Origin of the sequence: Paenibacillus sp. P36 (assembly GCF_045866505.1) — a bacterium.
Lineage (GTDB): Bacteria > Bacillota > Bacilli > Paenibacillales > NBRC-103111 > Paenibacillus_E > Paenibacillus_E chondroitinus.
Genome location: NZ_AP038372.1, coordinates 1,824,767 through 1,845,646, shown reverse-complemented (window position 1 = coordinate 1,845,646; position 20,880 = coordinate 1,824,767). Strand labels below are relative to the sequence as shown.

Below are 20,880 nucleotides of genomic sequence, written 5' to 3'. Positions count from 1 at the left end.
AGCCCTTGTGTCAGAACCCTATCGTCATCACCGTACCCTGTATGGTTTATTATCCCTCCTTCCACTATGATGGTTATTTTTAACCGTGGCGGCGGTACATTTCACCCCCGCCACGGTTACGCACCCGCTACTTTTTATTCGCTGCCTTCCAAGCATCAATTTGTGTTTGCATTTCAGCCAGCAGCTTGTCCATGCCTGCTTTTTTCAACTTCTCATTTAATTTCGGCAATGTCGTATCGGGATCAAGCGATCCGGTAATCAGACCTGCTTTAAATTCACTAATCGCGGACGCGCATTGCGCCAGCTCACTTTTCACTTTAGAAGGGTCGAAGCTGAAGCCGAGCACTTTGGACGAAATTGCCGCATTGTTCATATCCGGGCCTGCCGGGAACCATTTTGGTTGTAACGGGCTTGTGCGATAGGAGTTAAACATGTTGCCGTACTCCCAACCCGAAGCAACGTTGTAACCGCTGTTTGGGATCATTTCAATTAGATCCTCGCCTGTTTTTTTGTAATGCTTGTCTTCAATCCCATAGTTCATTAAATTAAATAGTTTAGCATCCGAATACATCAAATCATAAAACATCATGGCACGTTCCGGATTCTTCGAAGTACGGGGGATCGCTGTCAAAGTTCCAATAATAGAACCCGTACTCATATAGGGAGGAGAAAATTGGACAGTAAGTACGTTTTCCGGCTTACCATTGCCGTAACGATCCGCTTGGTTAGCTGGTACATCGGGGTTCATAACAGCTGTTCTTGTAATATATTTCCCAGCCTTCTCATCGGCATCAAGATCTGTAATCGTAGATGCGTCTTTGCGGATAATGCCTTTTTGATACCACTCATGCATCAGTTTCAGGAAGTTCACGTATTCCTTTGTCTCAAAGAGATTGACGACCTTCGTATCTTTGTCATTGATGAGAAGCACACCTGGATTCGTATCAGCGAAATACTCAATGCCAAGCGCAGACCCAATATAACTCAACTGGTCATCGTTGCCTTTCACACGAAAAGCATATTTGTCTTTCTCGCCAGCAGCTACTTTTTCCAAGAAAGGGGTCAAGTCTTCAAGTTTCTTAGCTTTCGACGGATCAAAGCCGTATTTATCCGCATACGTTTTATTGATCAGCATACCTGGTGTTCTGGCCAGAACCTGCGTATTAATAATGCCATATAATTTTCCGTTAATTTTCGGGGCTTCCCATGCTTTTTCAGGTACCTGTTTCAAAATGTTCGTGCCATACTTCTTGAGCTGATCCGTGATATCCAGATAAGCGCCTTTATTCACAGCGGAAACATAATCATTCGTCCAGTTTGATGTGAACATCAGATCTACGTTTTCACCCGATGCCAATACAGCTTGCATTTTTTGATCGTAATTTCCCCAATCTACAAACTCGATATTAATTTCGGCATTAATTTTTTCTTTTGTGATTTTGTTCATCTCGGTGAATACCGCTTTCGCATCGGGGAATGCACCTTGAGGGAGATACCATTTGAGCGTTACCGGATCAAGTTTCTTTGCTTCGGCACTCGGAGCCGCCGTCTCTTTCATTGCTGCATCCGGCGAAGCTGTTGAAGGGTTTACCCCCGTTTTGCTGCAGCCTGCCAACATCATGGAGCCTAATAGAATCGTGGTTAATGCGAGCGGTATCGATTTCATTTTTCTAGTTTTCATTCTAGAACCTCCCTAATTATTTATTATTGAACACTCAAATGAGTGTAACAATCCATAACAATCTAACCTTTCACTGCCCCTAACGTGAGACCTTTTACGATGTATTTCTGGAAGAATGGAAAAACGAACATCATAGGACCTATCGCCAGCACAGCCATAGCCATGCGAACCGATTCTCCTGGAATTTGCTCCAAATTGATCTGGAGTCCTGCCTGCATATGACTGGTTAAATGCTCCAAATTCGACATGATACTCTGCAGCAAGTATTGCAGGGGAACAAGATCTGTATCCGAAATGTACAACATCGCCAGCCACCAATCGTTCCAATAACCCAGCGCGTAAAATAACCCGACAGTCGCCAGCGCAGGCTTTGACAAAGGCACGATGATACCGGCGAATATTCGGATCTCGCTTGCTCCGTCGATCTTGGCCGACTCTATAATCTCAAAGGGCATACTCATCAGAAATCCCCGCATAAGCATGGCGAACCACGCGCTTACGCCATAGGGCAGGAATAAGGCAAATATCGTATCCTGCAGATGCAGAATTTTAGTCACAACCATATAGGTGGGTACGAGTCCTCCATTAAAAATCATCGTAAAGAACACATAAAACGATGTGATCCGGTGATATCTGTAATCTCTTCGCGTCATAACGTAGGCGACTGAGGTCGTCAAAATGAGGCTTAACACCGTGCCCAAAACAGTGACGGTGATCGTAATGAAATAGGCACTCAGCAGTTGCTTCGGCGTTTGCAGTAAATACGAATACGCTTTGCCTGTTAGATGTTCTGGAATGAGGTTGTACCCGTAATGAACAATATTGGAATCGGAGGTTAAGGATACAGAGAGCACGTAGATCAGCGGAATAACCGTAATCAATGAAATGAATAGGAAAAATGTGATATTTACACCTTGGAACCATTGCTGAGCCCGACTTCGAATCGGCATAGCTTTCTCTCCTTTTGGGCTAGAACAACGCGCTCTCGCTGTCTATTTTTTTGACAATCCGATTGGTGATGAGGACAAGCACAAGTCCTACGAACGATTGGTATAGACCAGCTGCCGATGCCATACCGATATCGCCGACAACTCGTAATGAACGATACACGTAGGTGTCGATAACGTCGGTAGCCGAATATAAAGCTCCTGCATTGCGAGGCACGAAGTAAAACAAACCAAAATCCGAAAAGAAGATTTTGCCCACATTCAACATGAAAAGCAGCAGCACCAGAGGCACAATTAGCGGATAGGAGATACGCAAAATCTGTTGAAACCGAGAGGCTCCATCAATGGCGGCGGCTTCATAATAACTTGGATCAATTGACATCAATCCTGTGTAGAAAATGATTGCGGTATAGCCGACATTTTTCCATAGATAGGTGATGACCAGGATGACAGGCCAATATTTGGGGTCCGAATACCAGTCTACCGGCGCTATATTCAGCCATTCCAGCAGCTTATTGACGGCACCGTAAGTAGGATTGAGAAGGATATACGTGAGATAACCGACGACTACCCAGGATAAAAAATAAGGGAAAAAGAGAACGGTTTGAAACACCCTCACTGCCTTTCTTCCCATCTCGGCCAGCAGAATTCCACATACGACGGAAGCCGCAAGTCCGATAAGAATGAACAAAGCATTCAGCAGCAGCGTATTTCGCGTCACCCTGAGCGCATCCTGGGAAGTGAAGAAAAACTTAAAGTTATCCAACCCTGCCCAATCACTTCCCCAGATTCCTTTGGCATAATTAAAATCCTTGAAGGCCAGCACCGTGCCGAACATCGGCAAATAAGAAAAGGCAAAAACAAACAACAGTGCCGGAAGCGAGATGAGGAACAAACTCTTATTTTTTCTTAAATGCGTTAATTCTTTCTTTAGTAGAATCACAGCTCCACTCCTTCGGGTAAAATGTATGTCTAACCTTGATCGACACCCTAACTGTAAAACGCACAGCGAGAACCCGTATACTGCTCATTTTATTTCCGCCCAAAACAGCGACCGCACTTTTTGTATTTGTTGCCTCTCAGGGACTGTATTTTTTTGTTACTACAAGAAAAAACCGTTACGCAGCAAGGCTTGAGCGGCCTAAGTCAACGTTAACGGTCTTTATCCTCACATGCGTTCCTTTATTCGCTTAGCCATAAATTCACGGGGAGTTGTCCCAAATTTCGCTTTAAAAACTTTGTAAAAATAGCTCTCATTTTCAAAACCGACCTTACGCATAATATCTTGAATGTTCAATTGCGAGTTCTCCATCCACTCCACAGCCCTCTCCAACCGAACTCGATTCATGTAATCAGGAATGGACATTTGTTTATGCGACTTGAAAATCTTTCCGACCTTGGCCGGGGATATGCCTATCACCGTTGCGATCTCGGAAGCTCCCAGATTCAAATCCGCATAACGCTCGTCGATCATTTCTTGGATACGCAGCGCAATGACGACATCTTCAGAGATTCGATCTCTTTCAACCTCAGTGTCACTCGTAATTTCCTCAATGACCTCCATCCATTTGGTTTGGAATTCGCCGATCGTTTCAATCTGCAGCAGTTCTTTACTCATCAGAATCGTATTTACTTTAACGGGTTCTTTACGCGATTTATTGAGATCGTAAACAAGATACTTGAATTGATTCACAGCGTGCAGCAAGGACAGCGTCATGTCGCTATATTCAAGCTTTTTCACTTCATCCAAAAGTGCAGCAAGCTTATCCGCCGATCCTCGGTAATTCCCAATCCTCACCTGCTCAAGCAGTTGATTCTCCAGCTCCAGTACCCGATCCATCGAGGGAATCTGACCTAATTGCTTAATATAACCTTGCGTTAACACCGACATTTTACCAGCGATGAAGCGATACATAGAGACATTCAGTGCTTGTTGATAAGCCGTTGTTGCATACGTATGGTCTGCGACACTGGCACTTAAAGCAGCGGTAATCGATAAATGATAGCATTGGAACAAATAGGTTTGGCACTCCTTAAGCAGCTGCAAAATTAATGCTTCCAGCAGCTCTAGCGACGTCTCCGATTGTAAAATCACTGCTACGTGATCATTGCGTAAATCGACCGCTTCTGCATGGCAGGCTTGGCTTAGAAATTCCGAAGCGATGTTCATGACCGCGAATACCAGGAGTTCTTTCTCCTCGAAGCTTTTTTCGGTCACATGCTTATAGTTATCGAACTTCAGCACACAAATCATAAAATTTTGCTCTTGCCGAAAAGGCAGTTTATGCTCCAGGCATGCTCCTTCAAAATCGGCTATGGAGACCGATAAGCTGTTTAATATCCATTTGCTTAAAAAGCGGTTCTTCATGCGTTGTTGGCCGGAGATCTTCTCTTGATGAAACTGCCCCAGCTGAACAGCCGAATTCTTGTAGACGTCCTGCAAAAAAACAAATTCATCCCTCGACGCTGCGGTTTCCCCGCCAAGGAACTGACTTGAACGCAGCTGCGAAACGAGTTGCTCCACAGGTCTGTAGATCCCTCTGGACACTTGAAAGAGAACTAATAATGTCACTAGCAATACAATGACGGTGATGATGATAATGCTTGTCCTTAGCTTATTTAAATAAACGTAGGCTTCGTCATAAGGCACCGTCTTAAACAAAATCCATCCCGTATGATCGACGGTAATATAAGCTGCTAAATATTTGTTACCTTCCAATTTTATACTGAAATAATTCTCTGCTGCCCCGAGCGTTGGGTACTTCTCTTGTAATAAAGCCGCCAGCTTCGTTCCTTGCTCCGACAATGACTCATTTACTTCCATAAACTGTTGATCATCACTTAGGATGAACATTTTACTGAGCTGTTCCATTTCAACGTTGTTAATCGCTTTAATATTATTGAACAGCCACTCCAGTTTAATGTTCAGGATGACGGCGCCATCCATGCGGCCTTGCTCATCGGTCAGCTCATACATCACATAGGTCAGAACTTTCTCCATTTGAACATGTGAAGCATCGAGGCTTACATCCATATTACGAACAACCGGCTTTAACGGCGGGATCGATCCGCCATGCGCTTCCAGCAGCTTCTCCCACTCTATGTCTTTATGTATGAATTGTCCGTAAGTGGAGTAGTAGTTCTGTTTGTTGTTGTTATAAATGTAGACCGATTGAACAAAGGAATTGCTCCAAACGACGGAACTTTTCAGCTTATTAATGACATTCATATAATCAAACGTCTCATCGTCATTCAAATACATTAACGCCCGCACATCGTTATTGTTATACGTTGACAAAATTAAATTCCGAACCATATTATCCAAATATTCAATATTGTATTTGGTTTGGGCAAGAAGTTTACGGCTATTTTTGTATTCGTTATCAAAGACTTTTTCTTGTACGTTGTAATAGACGACACTCGATAAAATAGCTGTAACCAGTAAGATCAATGAAGCAAACCATAAGTAGATCCGGGCTAAATATTTTTTGGAACCCAACTTTTTGGTAATTTTCAATCTGCACTCCCCCACCATAGTCAGCTCTCATCTCTTTACAAACTTTTACAATCCCTTCATTCAATATTCTAAATATTTCGGCAGACTTCGTCTATTACAATATTTTTTTCTATTTATTCTAAATAGAGTTAGACATCCAAAATATATAAAAAAAGGACCTCTCTACAAGTTTTGTAACTTGAGAAAGACCCTTTTCCTATGTACTTAAGATAATTGCTCCACGATACGGTCGGCAAGCGGATACACAAGTTCCTCCTCCAAGGTGAAATGCCTGAGCAGGATTAAGCAGGCCGTCATCAACTCCGATGCCATCACATGCAGGAACTCCTCATCTATCGGCACTTTCATTGCATTCACACCGTCAACGAAAGTTTGCACAACCCTTTTAGCCAAGTCATGATCCTGTTCCAGAACCGTCACAGAACGGGAAACCGACAGCGCAGTCGTCGGAGGCAAGTAGGATTGCAGGAGTGGAAACAGCTCACTTTCCTCCCATTCCGAATGCTGCTCCAGCTCTTCCACCAGAGATAGAATCAGATCTTGGAGTTCAATCAGCTTACACATGCCTATTGAGCAATCCTCGAGGGAGTACAAGGAAGCAGCCATCGTGCGGATTTCGGCAAGCTGCCCGCGCATCTGTAAATGTTCCTCCTTCAGACGTTCTACGAGTATGGGAAAATAACTCGGATCCACGATATACTCCGTATTCGTTTGAATGCTCAAACGGTCTTTCATTCTTCATCCTCCTTTGGGGTCTCCTCCGAAATCTTCGTGCGTGAGCAAACGCAAAAAAGCTGACCTAATCTGCATTATCATTCTATGCAGGTAGGGTCAGCTCTCATGCGAAGGAATAAAGAACGATTAGAACATTTATCGAATACGGCTTTCTGTTAATTGGAACTGATTCATGAGCTGGAGCAGCGATTGGGTAATCGCCCCGACATCTCCCGTCGTTTGGCGCACATGCAGCATGTCCTGCAGCAGCTCATGCACCGTTTGCTCTACCTCGGCGGAGATTTGACGGTTCTCCTTGCTCACGCCCGCCACTTTCTCCATCAGCGCTACCACTTCCTCCACCACTTGCGTTTTCATGGTGTCATGGGCGCTTGCGCTGCTGAGAATTTCGGAGGCCGCCGCCACAATTTGCGTCCCCTCCAAAACGACCTTCGTGCCTTCCTCCATCGAGAGGAAGGCCTCATTCGCATGGCGCTCGATCTGTTCTATGGTCTCGTTAATCTCCGTCGTCGACTTCTTCGTCAGATCGGCCAGTTTACGAATCTCGCCGGCGACGACGGCGAAACCTTTGCCGTGCTCGCCAACCCGGGCCGCCTCGATCGAAGCATTCAGGGAGAGAAGATTCGTCTGCGCCGAAATCTCCTCAATGACTTTCAACAGCTGCGGGATTTCTTGCGTAGTAAGCAGAAACGTCTGAATGGTCTGATTCGTTTCGGCTACCTTGGCTGAAATCTGATTCATCTTATCCCCGATGCGGCCAACTTCATCCTGGGCCACTGCAATTTGATCGGATGCTTTCTCTTCAAGCTCTCGCAGGGTGCCGCTCATATTTTGCGTAACATCCTTGGCGACGTCAATATCCTTCAGTTGTCCGCGCAAGGAACGGATCATATTATGGATCTGGGTGCTCATACGACCAGTCGATTGCTCTGTTGATCCGGTCGATTCATTGAGCCGATCTTGACTGATCTGAACCTCAGCCGCCGCTTGTTTCACCTGCAGCATAATGCCCTCAAGGGAATCGATCATATTGTTGATCCATTTCGCCAATTCCCGGGTTTCATCCCCTGCAAACTCCTGTACGCGCAACCGTTGTGTCAAATCCCCGCTGCCTTCCGCGTTTAAACGGATGAACTTATTGATTTGGGCCAGCTGCTTAACAACCGGCTTACTGCCTTTGCGTCTGAGGATACCGGAGCCGATCCAACCGTATATCGCACTGGCAGCAGCTGTAATCGCCGCGCCTAATCCGTTTGAGACATGACCGTTTAACAGCCAAAAGCCACCGCCTGAGAGTAATATAAAACCTACAATAAATTTAAGTTGTAAGCTGAACATTTTCCAATCGATGCTGCGAATCCGGTATACCTCTTCCAGATCCCCTTCACACATCATTCCCCATATATCAGGGCAATGCGGCAGCTGGAACGTGACTCCCTTCCCAATAACCGATATGTGCCGATAGTCCGAATAACCCGGAAATTCCACGAACAGGTTGCTTCCTTTGGCAATCGTTCCCGCAACACCTGGGTGCAGCTGCCCTGTTGCCGGATCTGTAAAGATCAGCTCCAACTCCGTATGTTCCTTAACGCCAACGATTCCGAAATCCGTGCGTACGCCATCTTTTAAATTATCGCCATGCGTGAAAGTCAGATCCTCAAACCGGCTTCGGGACAACGCCGTTCCTGGCGCAATCTGCTTATTCAACACCGGCTTGGCCATGAATAAATAGTTATCGCCTGAATCTGGGTAGACATGTCCGGATTCCCGTTGAATCAAATCCCCGAGCACATCGTTCGGCACGCGGCCGCAGATAGCCCCTTGCCACTCCCCGTTCTTCACCAAAGGCAAAATAAAAGCCATTGTCATCGCATCATGAAACGGCGAGGTACTTGGACCGATCTCCAGGGTTAGCGGGTCAGAAAAAGGCCCAAACAAACATTTCTCCCCTTTTCGCGTCTCCTCCAACCCTTTCATAAGACCGCTTCCAACTACATACGTCTTGCCAACGTGAGCAGGGTATGTCGAGTAACTCACACCTGCTTTTTCATTTAAGATAAAAATTTCCGAAAAATCCGCTCCACTCTTCAGCGCAGCAGTGAGCATTTTCTGTATAACTGCTGAGTCTTGAGAAATCGGTGAAGCAGTTGAAGCTGACTCGGATAACATCGCATGCAATCTGTCCAGATGTGACCAGTACGTTGCCACCCAGCTTCGCAATATTTCAGTCCGTGTATGAGCGATCCCTTCAAAGATATGTTCCACATCTTCCTTCAGGTGACGATTCAACCGATATGACCACCAAAGCGGCAACCCTTTCCGAAAACCTAGCCAATCAAACATACCCCGTCCCCCTATATTCACATAGAGTGTGAATTTTTTTAACATTTACCTTATTCGACATTCTATAGGTGTTTCTGTCGTAACGCAATACAAAATTAGGAATTTTCGAAAATTTTTAATACTTTTGAACTACACCGTACTTTCGTCATATTAATTTTACGTCAGTTATATTGACATAATTTTCTGAAAAATCTACAATATAAGAAAATATAGGCATCGCCATCAATTTACGTTATATTTTCTAACACATTTTAAGAATGAAGATCAGAAAGGAGGCCTGGTTTCTGCTTCGGGCCCTTATCTCCATGTAGCTTCCGAATGCATAGTTAAGAAACCAGGAAGCTGCGATGTCAAAACCTGAGAATCTGGTCACCACACCTTATAATCCCCACCCCTTTTACGATGAAATGTTTATGAACGCCTATTCGGTTCGTTCGCATTATCAAACGGTGTTTCGTCAGTTCATGACCATGAAGTCCGGCAATTTGAACAAACGCCAAACAGCCACCATGAAACGGATGATGGAAGAAGGAATCACCTTCACGCTGTACAGTCCTGATCAGACCGAGGCGCTCGAACGCACAATTCCTTTCGATCCCATTCCACGCATCATTCCAAGGGATGAATGGCTGAAGCTTGAGAAAGGACTTAGGCAGCGCGTGAAGGCGCTGAATTTATTTCTCAAAGATATTTACCATGACCAATGTATCCTCAAGGATGGCATTATTCCAAGAAAAATGGTTCTCTCGAACTGCTACTTCCGGCCGGAAATGATGCGTTTATCCATTCCTAATGATGTGTACGTAACCGTTTCAGGCATTGACTTAATCCGCGATGAGCACGGCGAATACTTTGTTCTCGAAGACAACCTCCGATCGCCGTCAGGATTTTCCTACTTATATAAGAGCCGTTCCATCATGACGCACTTATTCCCCGAGCTCGTGTTTAGCCACTCCATCCAAGATATCGAACAAAGTTTGAACGTGTTTCTATCCGCTTTGCGCAGACTCAGTCCCGCCGGGAAAAAAGATCCCGTTATTGGTCTGCTGACTCCAGGTTGCTATAACTCAGCTTACTTCGAGCATACCTTCCTTGCTCAGCAAATGGGAATCGAGCTTGTAGAAGGAAACGATCTCGTCGTCATCGATCACAAGGTGTACATCCGCAGTATCAAAGGACTTCGCCAAATTGATGTGCTTTATCGCAGAATTGATGACGATTTCCTCGATCCGCTTGCTTTTGACCCTAATTCACTGCTAGGTGTTGCAGGCATCATGAATGCCTACCGCGCCGGCAACATCAACATCGTGAACGCCCCAGGCACAGGGGTCGCGGACGATAAAGCCATCTACGCCTACGTTCCCGATATGATTCGTTACTATTTGAAGGAAGAACCCATTCTCAATAACGTGCCTACGTACATTCTTTCAAGACCGGATGAACGCGAGCATGTCCTCCAACATTTGAGCACGATGGTCGTCAAAGAAACGTCCCTCTCGGGCGGTTACGGTATGCTCATAGGACCAACCGCTTCTGACAGTGAACTGGCGGATTTCAGGCAGAAAATCATTGTGAACCCTGATCGATATATCGCCCAGCCCACCATTCAGCTGTCGAGAGCGCCTGTCATGATGGATGGCCAAATGGCTGCACGGCATATTGATCTTCGAGCCTTCGTTATCGCAGGCGAAACGATCGAGGTTATTCCCGGCGGACTTACGCGAGTAGCGCTCAAAGAAGGTTCACTTGTCGTGAACTCCTCCCAAGGCGGGGGCTGCAAAGACACATGGGTGACGAATTCGTAGAAATCCACATTTTGATGGGAGGCAGCGGAACATGGTGATGATGGGACGAACAGCGGAAGCTTTATTCTGGATCGGACGGTACACAGAAAGAACAGAGAATCACGCGAGGTTAATTGATGTTTATTATCATATCCGCGAGGAACGGGAAAGCGGCAGCGGTCAAATGTGGAGCCGGTTAATCGATACGATCGGCGACAGAGCTGCTTTTAACGAACAATATAGCAATTGCACAGAGCAGTACGTCCTTCAATACATCACACTTGATAAAAATAATGTGAACTCTTTGCTCGCTTGCACCAATCATGCGCGAACCAATCTGCGCAATATACGCGAGAAAATGCCGGCTGAACTATGGGATATTATGAATGGCTTATATTTGTGGCTAAAAGAAAAAGATGTCCGTGATATCACGAGCGATTCACCGCATTTATTTTACCGATACGTCCGCGATCATTTATCGATGTTTCACGGAGCTGCCACCTCTGTCATGCCGCGCCAAAATGAATGGCATTTCATAGAAGCAGGACGGTATCTGGAGCGTGCGGAGAATTTGCTTCGCTTGCTGCAATCCTTATGCCAGGACTACGCCAAAGAGGAAATGTCCTCCTACCCGCTTATGCTCTCTGTTCTCAAATCAGTCAGCGGTTATGAATCGTTCCGCAGAGAATATGCAGATACGGTGAACCTGACCAATATCATCAAATTCCTGATGCTGCATGAGGCTTTCCCGAGATCGATCAGCTACTCTTTTCAAGCGATGGAACGTTCCTTAAAAAGCATCCAGCTTGAAGATCCCGATTTAAACATGACGGTACACAAACTAGCCAAGCTGGCCGGGAAAGTGAAAGCTAACCTGGCCTGCATGGATGAGGAAGATATTTTATCCGGTAAATTGGAAATGGCGCTGCAGGCTCTCCGTGAATCGTGCAACCTGATGGGCACTCGGATGTCCAAAGTCTTTTTTCCCTCCAGGGAGGAGGTCATTGCATGAAGAAGCTGGAGATTACGCATATCACACGTTATTCCTACGCAGATACGGTGCAGGACAGTGTCAATGAAGTCCGGTTAACACCGCTGACCGACAATCGTCAATCCTGCTATCATCACAGTTTGATTACCGAACCTGTATCTGCTTTCTTTACGTATTCGGATTACTTTCATAATCGGGTGCATGCCTTCACCGTGAATAAAATCCACCGAGAGCTCACCATCAAAATGAAGTCTACCGTTGTGACGCACGATAACGATAACATCCCGAGTGCAGCACTCTCCCCTTATGAGGAGAAGGCGCTGCGGCTCAGCGATGATTTTCAAAATGAATACGCGGAATACTTACTGCCTACAAGCTATACAGGACTCACAAACGAAATTAAGGCCTATTCAGATGCCATTAACGACCAACATATTTCCTTGTATGACTTGCTGAGCATTATCAATACAACGATCCATCGCGATTTCACCTATGATCCTTCTGCTACGTCCGTACAGACCACAGTTGGTGAAATGTTGAAGCTTAGACGAGGCGTATGCCAAGACTATTCGCATCTGATGATCGCCGTTTGCCGGGATAAGGGGATCCCAGCCAGATACGTGAGCGGCTATCACTTTGTCGGCGATTTGCAAGGAGGCAGCGCTGAATTTACGCAAGCTTCCCATGCTTGGGTGGAGTGCCTGATCCCAGGCAGCGGCTGGTTCGGGTATGACCCTACCAACGACTGCGAGGTCAACTGGCGTTATATCAAGTTAGGCCATGGTCGCGACTATAACGATATCGTTCCTGTCAAAGGGGTCTATCGCGGAGCCGGCGGGCAAGATCTTGAAGTCATTGTCGATGTCAAACTGATTGAGTAAGCTTCTGCCTCTCAGAGATAGATGAGATAAACGTATCCTTTGCCAGACGATCGAACATCTTCCTTACTTCATCTCCGGCCAGCATCACAATCCCCGTTCCGTGCGTGTCGTTTTCGACCCAGAGGAGATCGTGTTTGTAGTAAGCCTCCGAGTAGGAGAAGTTCGATCCTCGGCATACACCGTGTACGTTACCCAGCTCGTCCACGCTGTGGTTGGTCAGCCCCTGCCAAGCCAGCTGCACAGCAGCTGTGTAGGGTTCTGGTGTTGACAGCCAGCCATGGCGTACCCCTTTTGCAAAACCGTAAATAAACATGGCCGTACAAGAGGTTTCCTCGTAGGATTCAGCATCAGTCAGCACTTGGTGCCACAAGCCGTTAACCCCCTGCAAGCGAAGGTAACCTTCACATAGCTCTCGATAGAATGCTAGCAGCGATTCCCGATCTTTATGATCGGCAGGCAATGCTTCGAGTACCTCGGCAAGGGAGAACAGCACCCATCCGTTTCCGCGTCCCCACGGCACATACGTCGGTGTCTCATGCTTGAAGTCGTACACATGGGACATAATTTGAAGCTCCGGCATATAGAGATACTTTTTGAACAAAAGGAATTGCCTTGCCGCATCGTCGATGTAGGTGAGATCGCCAGTAAGCTTGTAATAGCCCGCCAGGAAAGGCGTACTCATGTACAAATCATCCGCCCACATCGTGTCATCCCCGCGATAAAACGCCCCGTCTGCTCTTCGTATTTGCTCATTTTCCATATAATCCGCAATGATTTTGAGCAGCGGCAAGTAGGTCTGATCCTGCGTCTGATTGTACAGTTCTAGAATGGCAGCCCCAAAAGCGCCGCAATCGTCCAAAGAATCCAACTCGACGAGCTGCTGGTTGAGGGATTGATACCCATACTTATCTCGATCAAAAAGCGAGTACTCGTACATATTCACACATTGATCAATGTGCTTTGCCACATACTTCCGTATATCCTCACGTCCAAGGAGCTTACTTGTGCGCAGCAATCCATTTAACGTAACGCCAAGATGATAGTTCCATCTTCCGAACAGCTTATTTTCCAAGTACGGTCTTGCGCACCACCCCGCACTTCCCAGCTTCCAATATACGCCGCCCCCACGATTGGCAAATACTTTCTGCAGATCCGTCATCTCGCTTGGCGCAGCCCGCAAGGAATCGTCGAATGGGCCAAGATACATCCAATTGCCGGTAGCCCCTTGAACTGGATACGGAAGATGGAGATCGCAACGTTCTTCGCCAGTCAGCGGCTCAAGTGTAAAACCCCACTGATGCTCGCCTGCGCGTGACTCCACAACCAAATCGTAGGAGCCATAAGCGGCTTGCCACTCAATATGAAGATCACCTTCTGCAGCCTGGTTGAGCAGTTCACGATTGTCGATCCATATGCGAATGCCACCAGATGTTCTGCCTTTTAACGTGCAAACCGCTGCACCAGTTTCACGTATGATCAGCTTGGACCATGCGTAAGCTACCATGCCCGAATCACGCCCATACAGCCGGGTATATCCGTCAAGATCAGGAGAGGCTGTGCGCCCATCACTTTGCTCAGGATACCAGTTGACTCCTGATCTTTCCTCAGCTTGATCGAGGGAGGGTTCGTTTCCTTCCGAGAACAGCTCTGCATCGCTTAAATCGGAATAAATCCAACCCGCTTGACCTCGTCTGCCTGCAAAAGGGGACATGAAATGAAGCGGCGCCCATTTGCTGCTGGTCGATCCAAGCTTACATCCGAAGCCTGTCGGGGACTTTCTTATTTGCACAAGAAAGCTGTTCCACCCTTGCTGCAATGGGGTAACTACGGTAGTGCGGAGGCTGCTGTCTCTTTCCTCTCCAATACTAGAACGATAGACTTGCTTTCCGTTGATATAAAGATTAGTAGGCGACTGCACACTCATGGCTAAATGGCATTCCGTCTCACTGTCACTCCATAACATGGCATATACATATCCGATTTGCCCCAGCTTAGCTGTCGGGAATTTGGCATTCAAATCCAGATCATATAAACCTTTCCTCGTTTGGATGAAACCGTTCTCATGAAAAGCTCTCAGTTGAAAAGGATAAGCCGGATTATTCGCCATATACCGATTAGCAACCGTCTCGAGCGCATCCGGGATGTTGTCATGCAACTTGTAAGCTAAGCTCGCTTCATATGGAAAATAGGCTGGCATTCTGTCTGCTCCTCACTTATGATTTGGGCACCCAACACTGCGGTTCTGTCGTGATCGTTTCTCCGGTTGAAATAGCTTTCTCGATCATCATCCCGAGATAATGATCCTGCGAAGCCTCTTCCAAGCTATAAAAGCTTGGCCCACCAAAGGCATATTCAGCCATTTTCTGCAGACATGCGGCAATCGCAATTTCGTCATCGTATAATCTAGCGGGAGCGAATGGATTCTCGTAGACCCATTTGTCACCGCAGAGAATTCCTTTCAGGTAATACCCTTCCGCGTTTTCCAGCTCGCCTCTGTTCATGCGCTTCAGCTCCATTCGAAGCTCTGTGCATGATTCCTGCTGAATCAGAACCCGGTTATCGAAAATTTCCCCACGCTGCCCTCTAACGGATAAATGATTGGAGCGTGTCCATGAGCGGTGCTGGTCTTTTGTAAAATCATAAATGCCCAGCCGATCACCAAAATCCAGCCAAGCCAGATCTCTCTGCAAAGGAATGAGCTTATCTTCTGTTGGCGGACCGCTGCGGTTTGGCCCCTGAACCCACGAGGACTCGAAACGCATCGCCCTAATGCGAACATCTTCGAAATTGACCCCTAACATTTTCCGGATTAAGCTAACGGCGTGGTACGTTTGGGAGATGGATACCGTCGTTTCCGTAATTTTACCCAACTGACCCGTACGAATAAGCTCCAAACGCGCTTGCTGAACGGGATGAAAATGGTACTGCTCCGCTACCTGAATACGCGCACCCGTAAGGGTTAATCGCTCATACAATAGCTGAAGTCCGCTCAAATCAGGAGCAGGCGGCGTTTCCAACAGAACGGGAATTCCCCGCTCCGCCAAGGCCAGAAGGTAATCCAGACTTTGTGAAGGCGAGACGGAAACGACGACAAAATCCGGATGCTCGTTTTCCAACAGCTGTTCAAGCGACCGGTATGTAGCTGTTCCCCACTTCGCTTCCATTTCCTTGCCTTTGTCTTCACTTCTGACAACCATCCCGCTAATTTCAAACCGCTCAGGCAGCGCCTGTGCAATGCGTAGGAAATATTGCGCGCGAAAACCGGCACCGCCGATCAAGCTGAATTTTACTGGTTTCATCATAACTACCTCCCCATTCTGCGTTTACAGGATTTCGTTCGGATATACCATGACTTTTAAACTGCCGCTTTTATTATGAATCGCTCGTTCCAACGCGTCTTGCGTCTGTTCAAGCGGATAGCGGTCTGTAATGAGCGCTTCCGTGTCTATGCCGCCACCGGCAAGGAATTTAATGCCTGTCGGGTACGTATTGGCATACCGGAAAACACCATAAATATCAATCTCATTGTCAGCGATGAAAGGGACATTGAGAGGGATTTCATCCTGGGCAGGCAAGCCCACGATGACAAGCTTACCGCCGCGGCGCAAGGAATACAGCGCTGACTGCAAAGCTCTCGGATTGCCGGCCGTTTCCCAAGCGGCATCCGCGCCAAGCCCATCCGTCAGCTCCTTGATGCGCTGAACCGCATCCTCATCTTTGACGTTGATGACGTCCGTCGCGCCCAACCGTTTGGCGGCCTCCAAGCGGACCTGTTCCAAGTCCGTGACGATAATCCGGCTCGCGCCGAATGATTTTGCTGCCGCTACGGCCATTAAGCCGACCGGCCCCATGCCCATGATGGCAACCGTCGAACCCGGCTGCAAGTTGCAGCGCTTTGCCGCGTGAATGCCGACGGAGAAGGGCTCGTTGAGCGCCGCAGCCTCGAAGGTTAAATGCTCCGGAATGGCAAATACCATGTCCGCGCGGATTTTCATATATTGAACGAAAGCACCGTCCACTGGCGGCGTAGCCAGGAACTGCACATCCGGGCACAGATTATAACGGCCTTCTTTGCAGGCCTGACAGTGTCCGCAAGTGACGCCCGGCTCGATGGCGACACGGTCGCCAAGACTCACGTTAGTCACCGAAGCGCCTGCAGCGACAATGATACCCGCGCATTCGTGCCCGAGAATAATCGGCTTCTCGACCACGTAGCGGCCAATTCGGCCATTTTCAAAATAATGAACGTCCGAACCGCATACCCCAACAGCCATTACCTTGACCAACACTTCATTCGCGTCGACTTGCGGGACTGGGCGCTCCTCCATCACAATTGTTCCCGGCTTCGTCATGACAGCCGCTTTCATTCTTGCAGGTAGTTGTGCATTCATTTCTTCTCTCTCCCTCTGCCATCATTTGATGAGTTCTGTCGGGTTCATGCCGGTAAACTTCTTGAAAAGTGTGCTGAAATAAGGCACGTTTTTGTAGCCCACACGCTCCGCCACTTCATAGACGAGCATGTTTCTTTCCAGCAGCAGTTCTCTAGCTTTTTCAATACGTACGCGCGTTAAATAGGTATTGAATGTTTCACCGGTCATGTTTTTGAAAATAATCGACAGATGATTCCGCGAGATATACACCTTATCCGCCAAATCGGCAAGCGTCATATCATCTGCGTAATGCTCATGGATATATTGTGTCATGAAATCGACCGCTTGTCTGTGTTTACTGTTACCTTTCCATTGCCTGCTGTTGAAAATAACGGATATTTTGGCCGCAAGCCATTCCCTTAATTGCCCGGGCAATGTCAATCCAACCATTTCTTTCACAATCTGATCATTCGGGAAAATATCATCGAGCACCATGCCGACCTCATAGAGGCAATAGGCAAAAATACCCCATAGCTCCCCCGCCAGCATTTGCACATAGTCCGGTGTTATCCCTTTTTGTTCCTTTAACTGATCGATATACTGCGCCACAAGCTGCTGTGCTTGCGATTCCTGTGAAGCCTTCATCGCACCGGCTAATTCAAAATAAAACTTGGCCGGCCGCATCACAAGCGTCCCCTGATCTTTTCTCATTTCTTCGCTATACACGAACAAATCATAAGCCGAATCAACACGGCGATCCCGTAAATCAATCGCTCGAAACGCTTCCTCCGTTGAATCCGGCATTTCCGTCCAAGCTTCTTTGGTGCCCCCGATGCCCACACGAATGACCAACTTCAAATAACTTTTGATGCAATCGATGAGCCTGATCCCCAGCTTGCCGAGCTTCTGATCCAGCTCTTGCTGCAAGCTGTCTACTTGAGGATGAAGGATAAGCACAGCCCGCGATCCATGAAGCTCTACATATTCAATGGCCGGGAAGGTTTCGCGTGCCACCTCGCAGACGATATTGCTAATCGCAAAACGGAACAAGCTCCAATCCGGCAGCGACAGGTCCGATGTTCGAACATCTCGAATCAGGTCAATGCCTATGACCACATGTTTGCTCTCACACCAGAAGCGGTAAGGCTTTGGCAGCCGATCCTCATTCCGATAGGAGCTGTCCAGGGTTCCGGCAACCGCCGATTTCACCCATTCTTTTTCTATAAAAGGCTCGTACAGCATTAATTTCTGTTGAAGCTCGTCCTGCTTAATCCGCTTCTCTTCTTCTTCCATCAGCTCTCCAATGGCTTTGCCAAGAATCGTTTTTAACGTAGGAACGCTGATTGGCTTAGATAAATAATCACTCACATTGCACCGAAGCGCCTGCCTCGCATGCTCAAAATCCGAGTATCCGCTCAAAATAATAAACTTCCCACCGAAGCCTTCTTTTCTTAGCTGCTCAATCATATCAAGGCCATTCATGACCGGCATATAGATATCCGTAATGACAATATCCGGGGCAGCCGTTCGAATGAGCTCCAGTCCGTCCTGCCCGTTGAGCGCTTCGCCAACCCAATCTGCGTCAAGCTCGTCCCAAGGTATGGCTCGTTTCATTCCTTGAAGAACTTGGCGTTCATCGTCAATGATCGCGATCTTCCACACAATGCCCGCCTCCTTAACTTCAACCTTTGTTTGATGATAACTGCTATGTCATATAACATCGGCCCGGAACAAGCTTTTGTTCCAGGCTTCATTATTCCTATTTGATCACTTATCTTTATACTATCAATACAAGCCCATCTTTGAAATGAGAGGATTGAACGATTTATTTTAAAATACAACGAACTACTCCGCTTTCTCCAGCTGATCCTTCACGGGTGGCTGAGCCAGACGGGGAAGCACGATGACGACACGCGTTCCTCCTTCTGGCCGTTCCTGCAGCGTAATGCCATACTCGCCACCGAAATATCCCGCAATTCGCTCTCTGACATTGCGAATACCATAACCGCCCGTATGGCGTTTATGTTTCTTTTCCACCACTTGTTGAAGCCCAACGCCATCGTCATCAATGATAATCTGAATGTTATTCAGAGAGTCCACCAGTCGAATTTGAATGTGACCTTGACGGCGTGAATTAAAGCCATGAACAATCGCATTTTCCACAAATGGCTGCAATGTCAGCTTCGGGATGAACAGGTTGCGGAGGTCCGGGGACGCCTCAATGCCATACTCGAGCCCTGTTCGCCACCTCAGCTGTTGAATTTCCAAATAACACTCGATGTGCATAAGTTCCTCGCCGATCGTAATAAAGCTGTCCCCGTTCGAGAGGCCAATCCGAAACATACGTCCCATGAGCTCCAAAATACGGCTAATCTCATCCTGCCCCGCCTCAATCGCCATCCAATTCAGCTGATCAAGCGTATTGTAGAGGAAGTGCGGGTTAATGTTCGCCTGCAGCGCCTCAATTTCCGCCTTGCGCTGCTGTTCGTACCTGCGCTGCAAGGAGAGATATAACTCCTCGATCCGCTCATTTTGTTTGCGGTAACCAGCGAACAAGTAGCCGAACTCATTTTGATAATCGACTGGAAGCTCCACATTATTACCGCCTACGGAATAGACGCCCATTGCGCTCACAAGTTTCTTAATGGGCTTTGTGAATTGGCGGCTCAAAAAGTGCGTCAAAATCAGCGTCAGCAGAACAGCCGCAATACCAATGATGCCGATGACTTCGGCCAGTCTGATACTGCCTGCGGTAATTTGCTGCCAAGGCGTGATTTCAACCAGCGTCCAGGTAGAATCGAGCAACTTCGAGTAGACCAAAAGGGAGTCGCCCGCTTCGCTGCTGCCTTTGGTGCGCACATAACCCGACTGTTTCTGTTTCACACCACTTTCCATCCATTTGGACAATTCGTTATGATCCGGGATCTGACCAATCTTGAGAAACTGCTCTCCCCGCGAGTCAATCATGATCCGGTTCGCTTCCGAAGAATGACCCGCCAGCACACTTCTAATCTGATCCGCTTTCACGTGGATGACCAGCACACCTAAGTATTTGTCGTCATACATAATTTTTCTGGCAAAACTCAGGACCGGCACATCGCCTTGAAAACTGGGAATTAAATGCTCGATCGACCATGTAAAATCATTGCCTGTCAGCAGCGTTGACCATGACTGCTTATCCAAATCCGCCATGTCCCGGAATTGGATGTAGCTCTTGGCATCGCCCTCAAGCGGTCGGTTCATATACAAATCAATGCCTTGGATGAGCGGAATGGAATACGTCAAGTTCGCAAGCGCCTTCTCAACGCCAATGGATCTCCGATAACGATCGAACTCATCTTGCTTATTAGCCAAGAAGGTAATGAGCTCGTTGTCGCGCGATGTAGACAAAGAGATTTGCTCGATGGTAACAAGCCTTGTCGTGATTTCGTTATTCAGCTCATCAAGCAGCTTCTGTTGATATTGGAACGTCGTTTGGGCAAGCTCTTTGGACGAAATGCTATAACTGGCCCATACGCTGCAAGCCAATACAACGATAATAAATCCGGCAAAACTGCGGAAAAACAGGTGATCGATTCTAAACTTTTTGAAAGGATTCGTCATGCGGTCTTCGCTCCCATTAAGTATCCGA

The 20,880-nt window shown here is 47.3% G+C and carries 14 protein-coding genes; 3 read left to right on the top strand and 11 right to left on the bottom strand.

Annotated features, from left to right (window positions below):
- Positions 1-127: 127 nt before the first annotated feature.
- The 6 genes from ACKTT9_RS08480 to ACKTT9_RS08455 form a co-directional block, all read right to left on the bottom strand.
- Positions 128-1,681: an ABC transporter substrate-binding protein gene (locus ACKTT9_RS08480; protein WP_407871208.1), complete on the bottom strand. Its 1,554-nt coding sequence runs from the start codon at positions 1,679-1,681 to the stop codon at positions 128-130.
- Between the two features lie 62 nt (positions 1,682-1,743).
- On the bottom strand, positions 1,744-2,631 hold the full coding sequence (locus ACKTT9_RS08475) for a carbohydrate ABC transporter permease (RefSeq protein ID WP_407871207.1): 888 nt from the start codon (positions 2,629-2,631) through the stop codon (positions 1,744-1,746).
- A gap of 19 nt (positions 2,632-2,650) precedes the next feature.
- Positions 2,651-3,571, bottom strand: a complete 921-nt coding sequence (locus ACKTT9_RS08470; RefSeq protein WP_407871206.1) for an ABC transporter permease — start codon at positions 3,569-3,571, stop codon at positions 2,651-2,653.
- 225 nt (positions 3,572-3,796) lie between these two features.
- Positions 3,797-6,145 carry an AraC family transcriptional regulator gene (locus ACKTT9_RS08465; protein WP_407871205.1) on the bottom strand — a complete coding sequence of 783 codons (2,349 nt, stop codon included), beginning with the start codon at positions 6,143-6,145 and terminating at the stop codon, positions 3,797-3,799.
- Between the two features lie 204 nt (positions 6,146-6,349).
- Entirely contained in the window at positions 6,350-6,880 is a 531-nt protein-coding gene (locus ACKTT9_RS08460) for a hemerythrin domain-containing protein (protein WP_315955264.1), read from the bottom strand.
- 135 nt (positions 6,881-7,015) lie between these two features.
- Positions 7,016-9,223, bottom strand: a complete 2,208-nt coding sequence (locus tag ACKTT9_RS08455; protein ID WP_407871204.1) for a methyl-accepting chemotaxis protein — start codon at positions 9,221-9,223, stop codon at positions 7,016-7,018.
- A 347-nt stretch (positions 9,224-9,570) separates the two neighbouring features.
- Here ACKTT9_RS08455 and ACKTT9_RS08450 point away from each other — a divergent pair, with 347 nt between their 5' ends.
- Genes ACKTT9_RS08450 through ACKTT9_RS08440 form a run of 3 tightly spaced genes read left to right on the top strand, consistent with a single transcriptional unit; the run spans position 9,571 to position 12,879 of the window.
- The gene (locus tag ACKTT9_RS08450) at positions 9,571-11,028 is read left to right on the top strand and encodes a circularly permuted type 2 ATP-grasp protein (protein ID WP_407871203.1); all 1,458 of its coding nucleotides are present in this window, start codon (positions 9,571-9,573) and stop codon (positions 11,026-11,028) included.
- Positions 11,029-11,059: 31 nt separating this feature from the next.
- A complete protein-coding gene (locus ACKTT9_RS08445; RefSeq protein WP_407871202.1) occupies positions 11,060-12,019 on the top strand; it encodes an alpha-E domain-containing protein in 960 nt (319 codons plus the stop codon).
- Positions 12,016-12,879: a transglutaminase domain-containing protein gene (locus ACKTT9_RS08440; protein ID WP_407871201.1), complete on the top strand. Its 864-nt coding sequence runs from the start codon at positions 12,016-12,018 to the stop codon at positions 12,877-12,879. The genes ACKTT9_RS08445 and ACKTT9_RS08440 overlap by 4 nt, the downstream gene beginning before the upstream one ends.
- On the opposite strand, the gene ACKTT9_RS08435 is transcribed toward ACKTT9_RS08440, so the two are convergent.
- The 5 genes from ACKTT9_RS08435 to ACKTT9_RS08415 form a co-directional block, all read right to left on the bottom strand.
- Complete coding sequence (locus tag ACKTT9_RS08435) at positions 12,863-15,076, bottom strand: glycoside hydrolase family 105 protein (RefSeq protein WP_407871200.1); 2,214 nt, start codon at positions 15,074-15,076, stop codon at positions 12,863-12,865. The genes ACKTT9_RS08440 and ACKTT9_RS08435 overlap by 17 nt on opposite strands.
- 16 nt (positions 15,077-15,092) lie before the next feature.
- On the bottom strand, positions 15,093-16,181 hold the full coding sequence (locus tag ACKTT9_RS08430) for a Gfo/Idh/MocA family protein (protein WP_407871199.1): 1,089 nt from the start codon (positions 16,179-16,181) through the stop codon (positions 15,093-15,095).
- Between the two features lie 21 nt (positions 16,182-16,202).
- Positions 16,203-17,270, bottom strand: coding sequence for an NAD(P)-dependent alcohol dehydrogenase (locus ACKTT9_RS08425; RefSeq protein WP_407871198.1), 1,068 nt, complete (start codon positions 17,268-17,270; stop codon positions 16,203-16,205).
- Positions 17,271-17,291: 21 nt separating this feature from the next.
- Positions 17,292-18,911 (bottom strand): response regulator, encoded by a 1,620-nt coding sequence (locus ACKTT9_RS08420; RefSeq protein WP_407871197.1) that lies wholly within the window; start codon positions 18,909-18,911, stop codon positions 17,292-17,294.
- Positions 18,912-19,094: 183 nt separating this feature from the next.
- A complete protein-coding gene (locus tag ACKTT9_RS08415; RefSeq protein WP_407871196.1) occupies positions 19,095-20,852 on the bottom strand; it encodes a sensor histidine kinase in 1,758 nt (585 codons plus the stop codon).
- Positions 20,853-20,880: the final 28 nt, after the last annotated feature.

Bases quoted from the DNA above. Each gene is read 5' to 3' on its own strand.
- ACKTT9_RS08450 (WP_407871203.1), top strand. From the start codon at position 9,571: ATGTCAAAACCTGAGAATCTGGTCACCACACCTTATAATCCCCACCCC.
- ACKTT9_RS08475 (WP_407871207.1), bottom strand. From the start codon at position 2,631: ATGCCGATTCGAAGTCGGGCTCAGCAATGGTTCCAAGGTGTAAATATC.
- ACKTT9_RS08440 (WP_407871201.1), top strand. From the start codon at position 12,016: ATGAAGAAGCTGGAGATTACGCATATCACACGTTATTCCTACGCAGAT.
- ACKTT9_RS08460 (WP_315955264.1), bottom strand. From the start codon at position 6,880: ATGAAAGACCGTTTGAGCATTCAAACGAATACGGAGTATATCGTGGAT.
- ACKTT9_RS08480 (WP_407871208.1), bottom strand. From the start codon at position 1,681: ATGAAAACTAGAAAAATGAAATCGATACCGCTCGCATTAACCACGATT.
- ACKTT9_RS08425 (WP_407871198.1), bottom strand. From the start codon at position 17,270: ATGAATGCACAACTACCTGCAAGAATGAAAGCGGCTGTCATGACGAAG.
- ACKTT9_RS08435 (WP_407871200.1), bottom strand. From the start codon at position 15,076: ATGCCAGCCTATTTTCCATATGAAGCGAGCTTAGCTTACAAGTTGCAT.
- ACKTT9_RS08445 (WP_407871202.1), top strand. From the start codon at position 11,060: ATGGTGATGATGGGACGAACAGCGGAAGCTTTATTCTGGATCGGACGG.
- ACKTT9_RS08455 (WP_407871204.1), bottom strand. From the start codon at position 9,223: ATGTTTGATTGGCTAGGTTTTCGGAAAGGGTTGCCGCTTTGGTGGTCA.
- ACKTT9_RS08415 (WP_407871196.1), bottom strand. From the start codon at position 20,852: ATGACGAATCCTTTCAAAAAGTTTAGAATCGATCACCTGTTTTTCCGC.
- ACKTT9_RS08430 (WP_407871199.1), bottom strand. From the start codon at position 16,181: ATGATGAAACCAGTAAAATTCAGCTTGATCGGCGGTGCCGGTTTTCGC.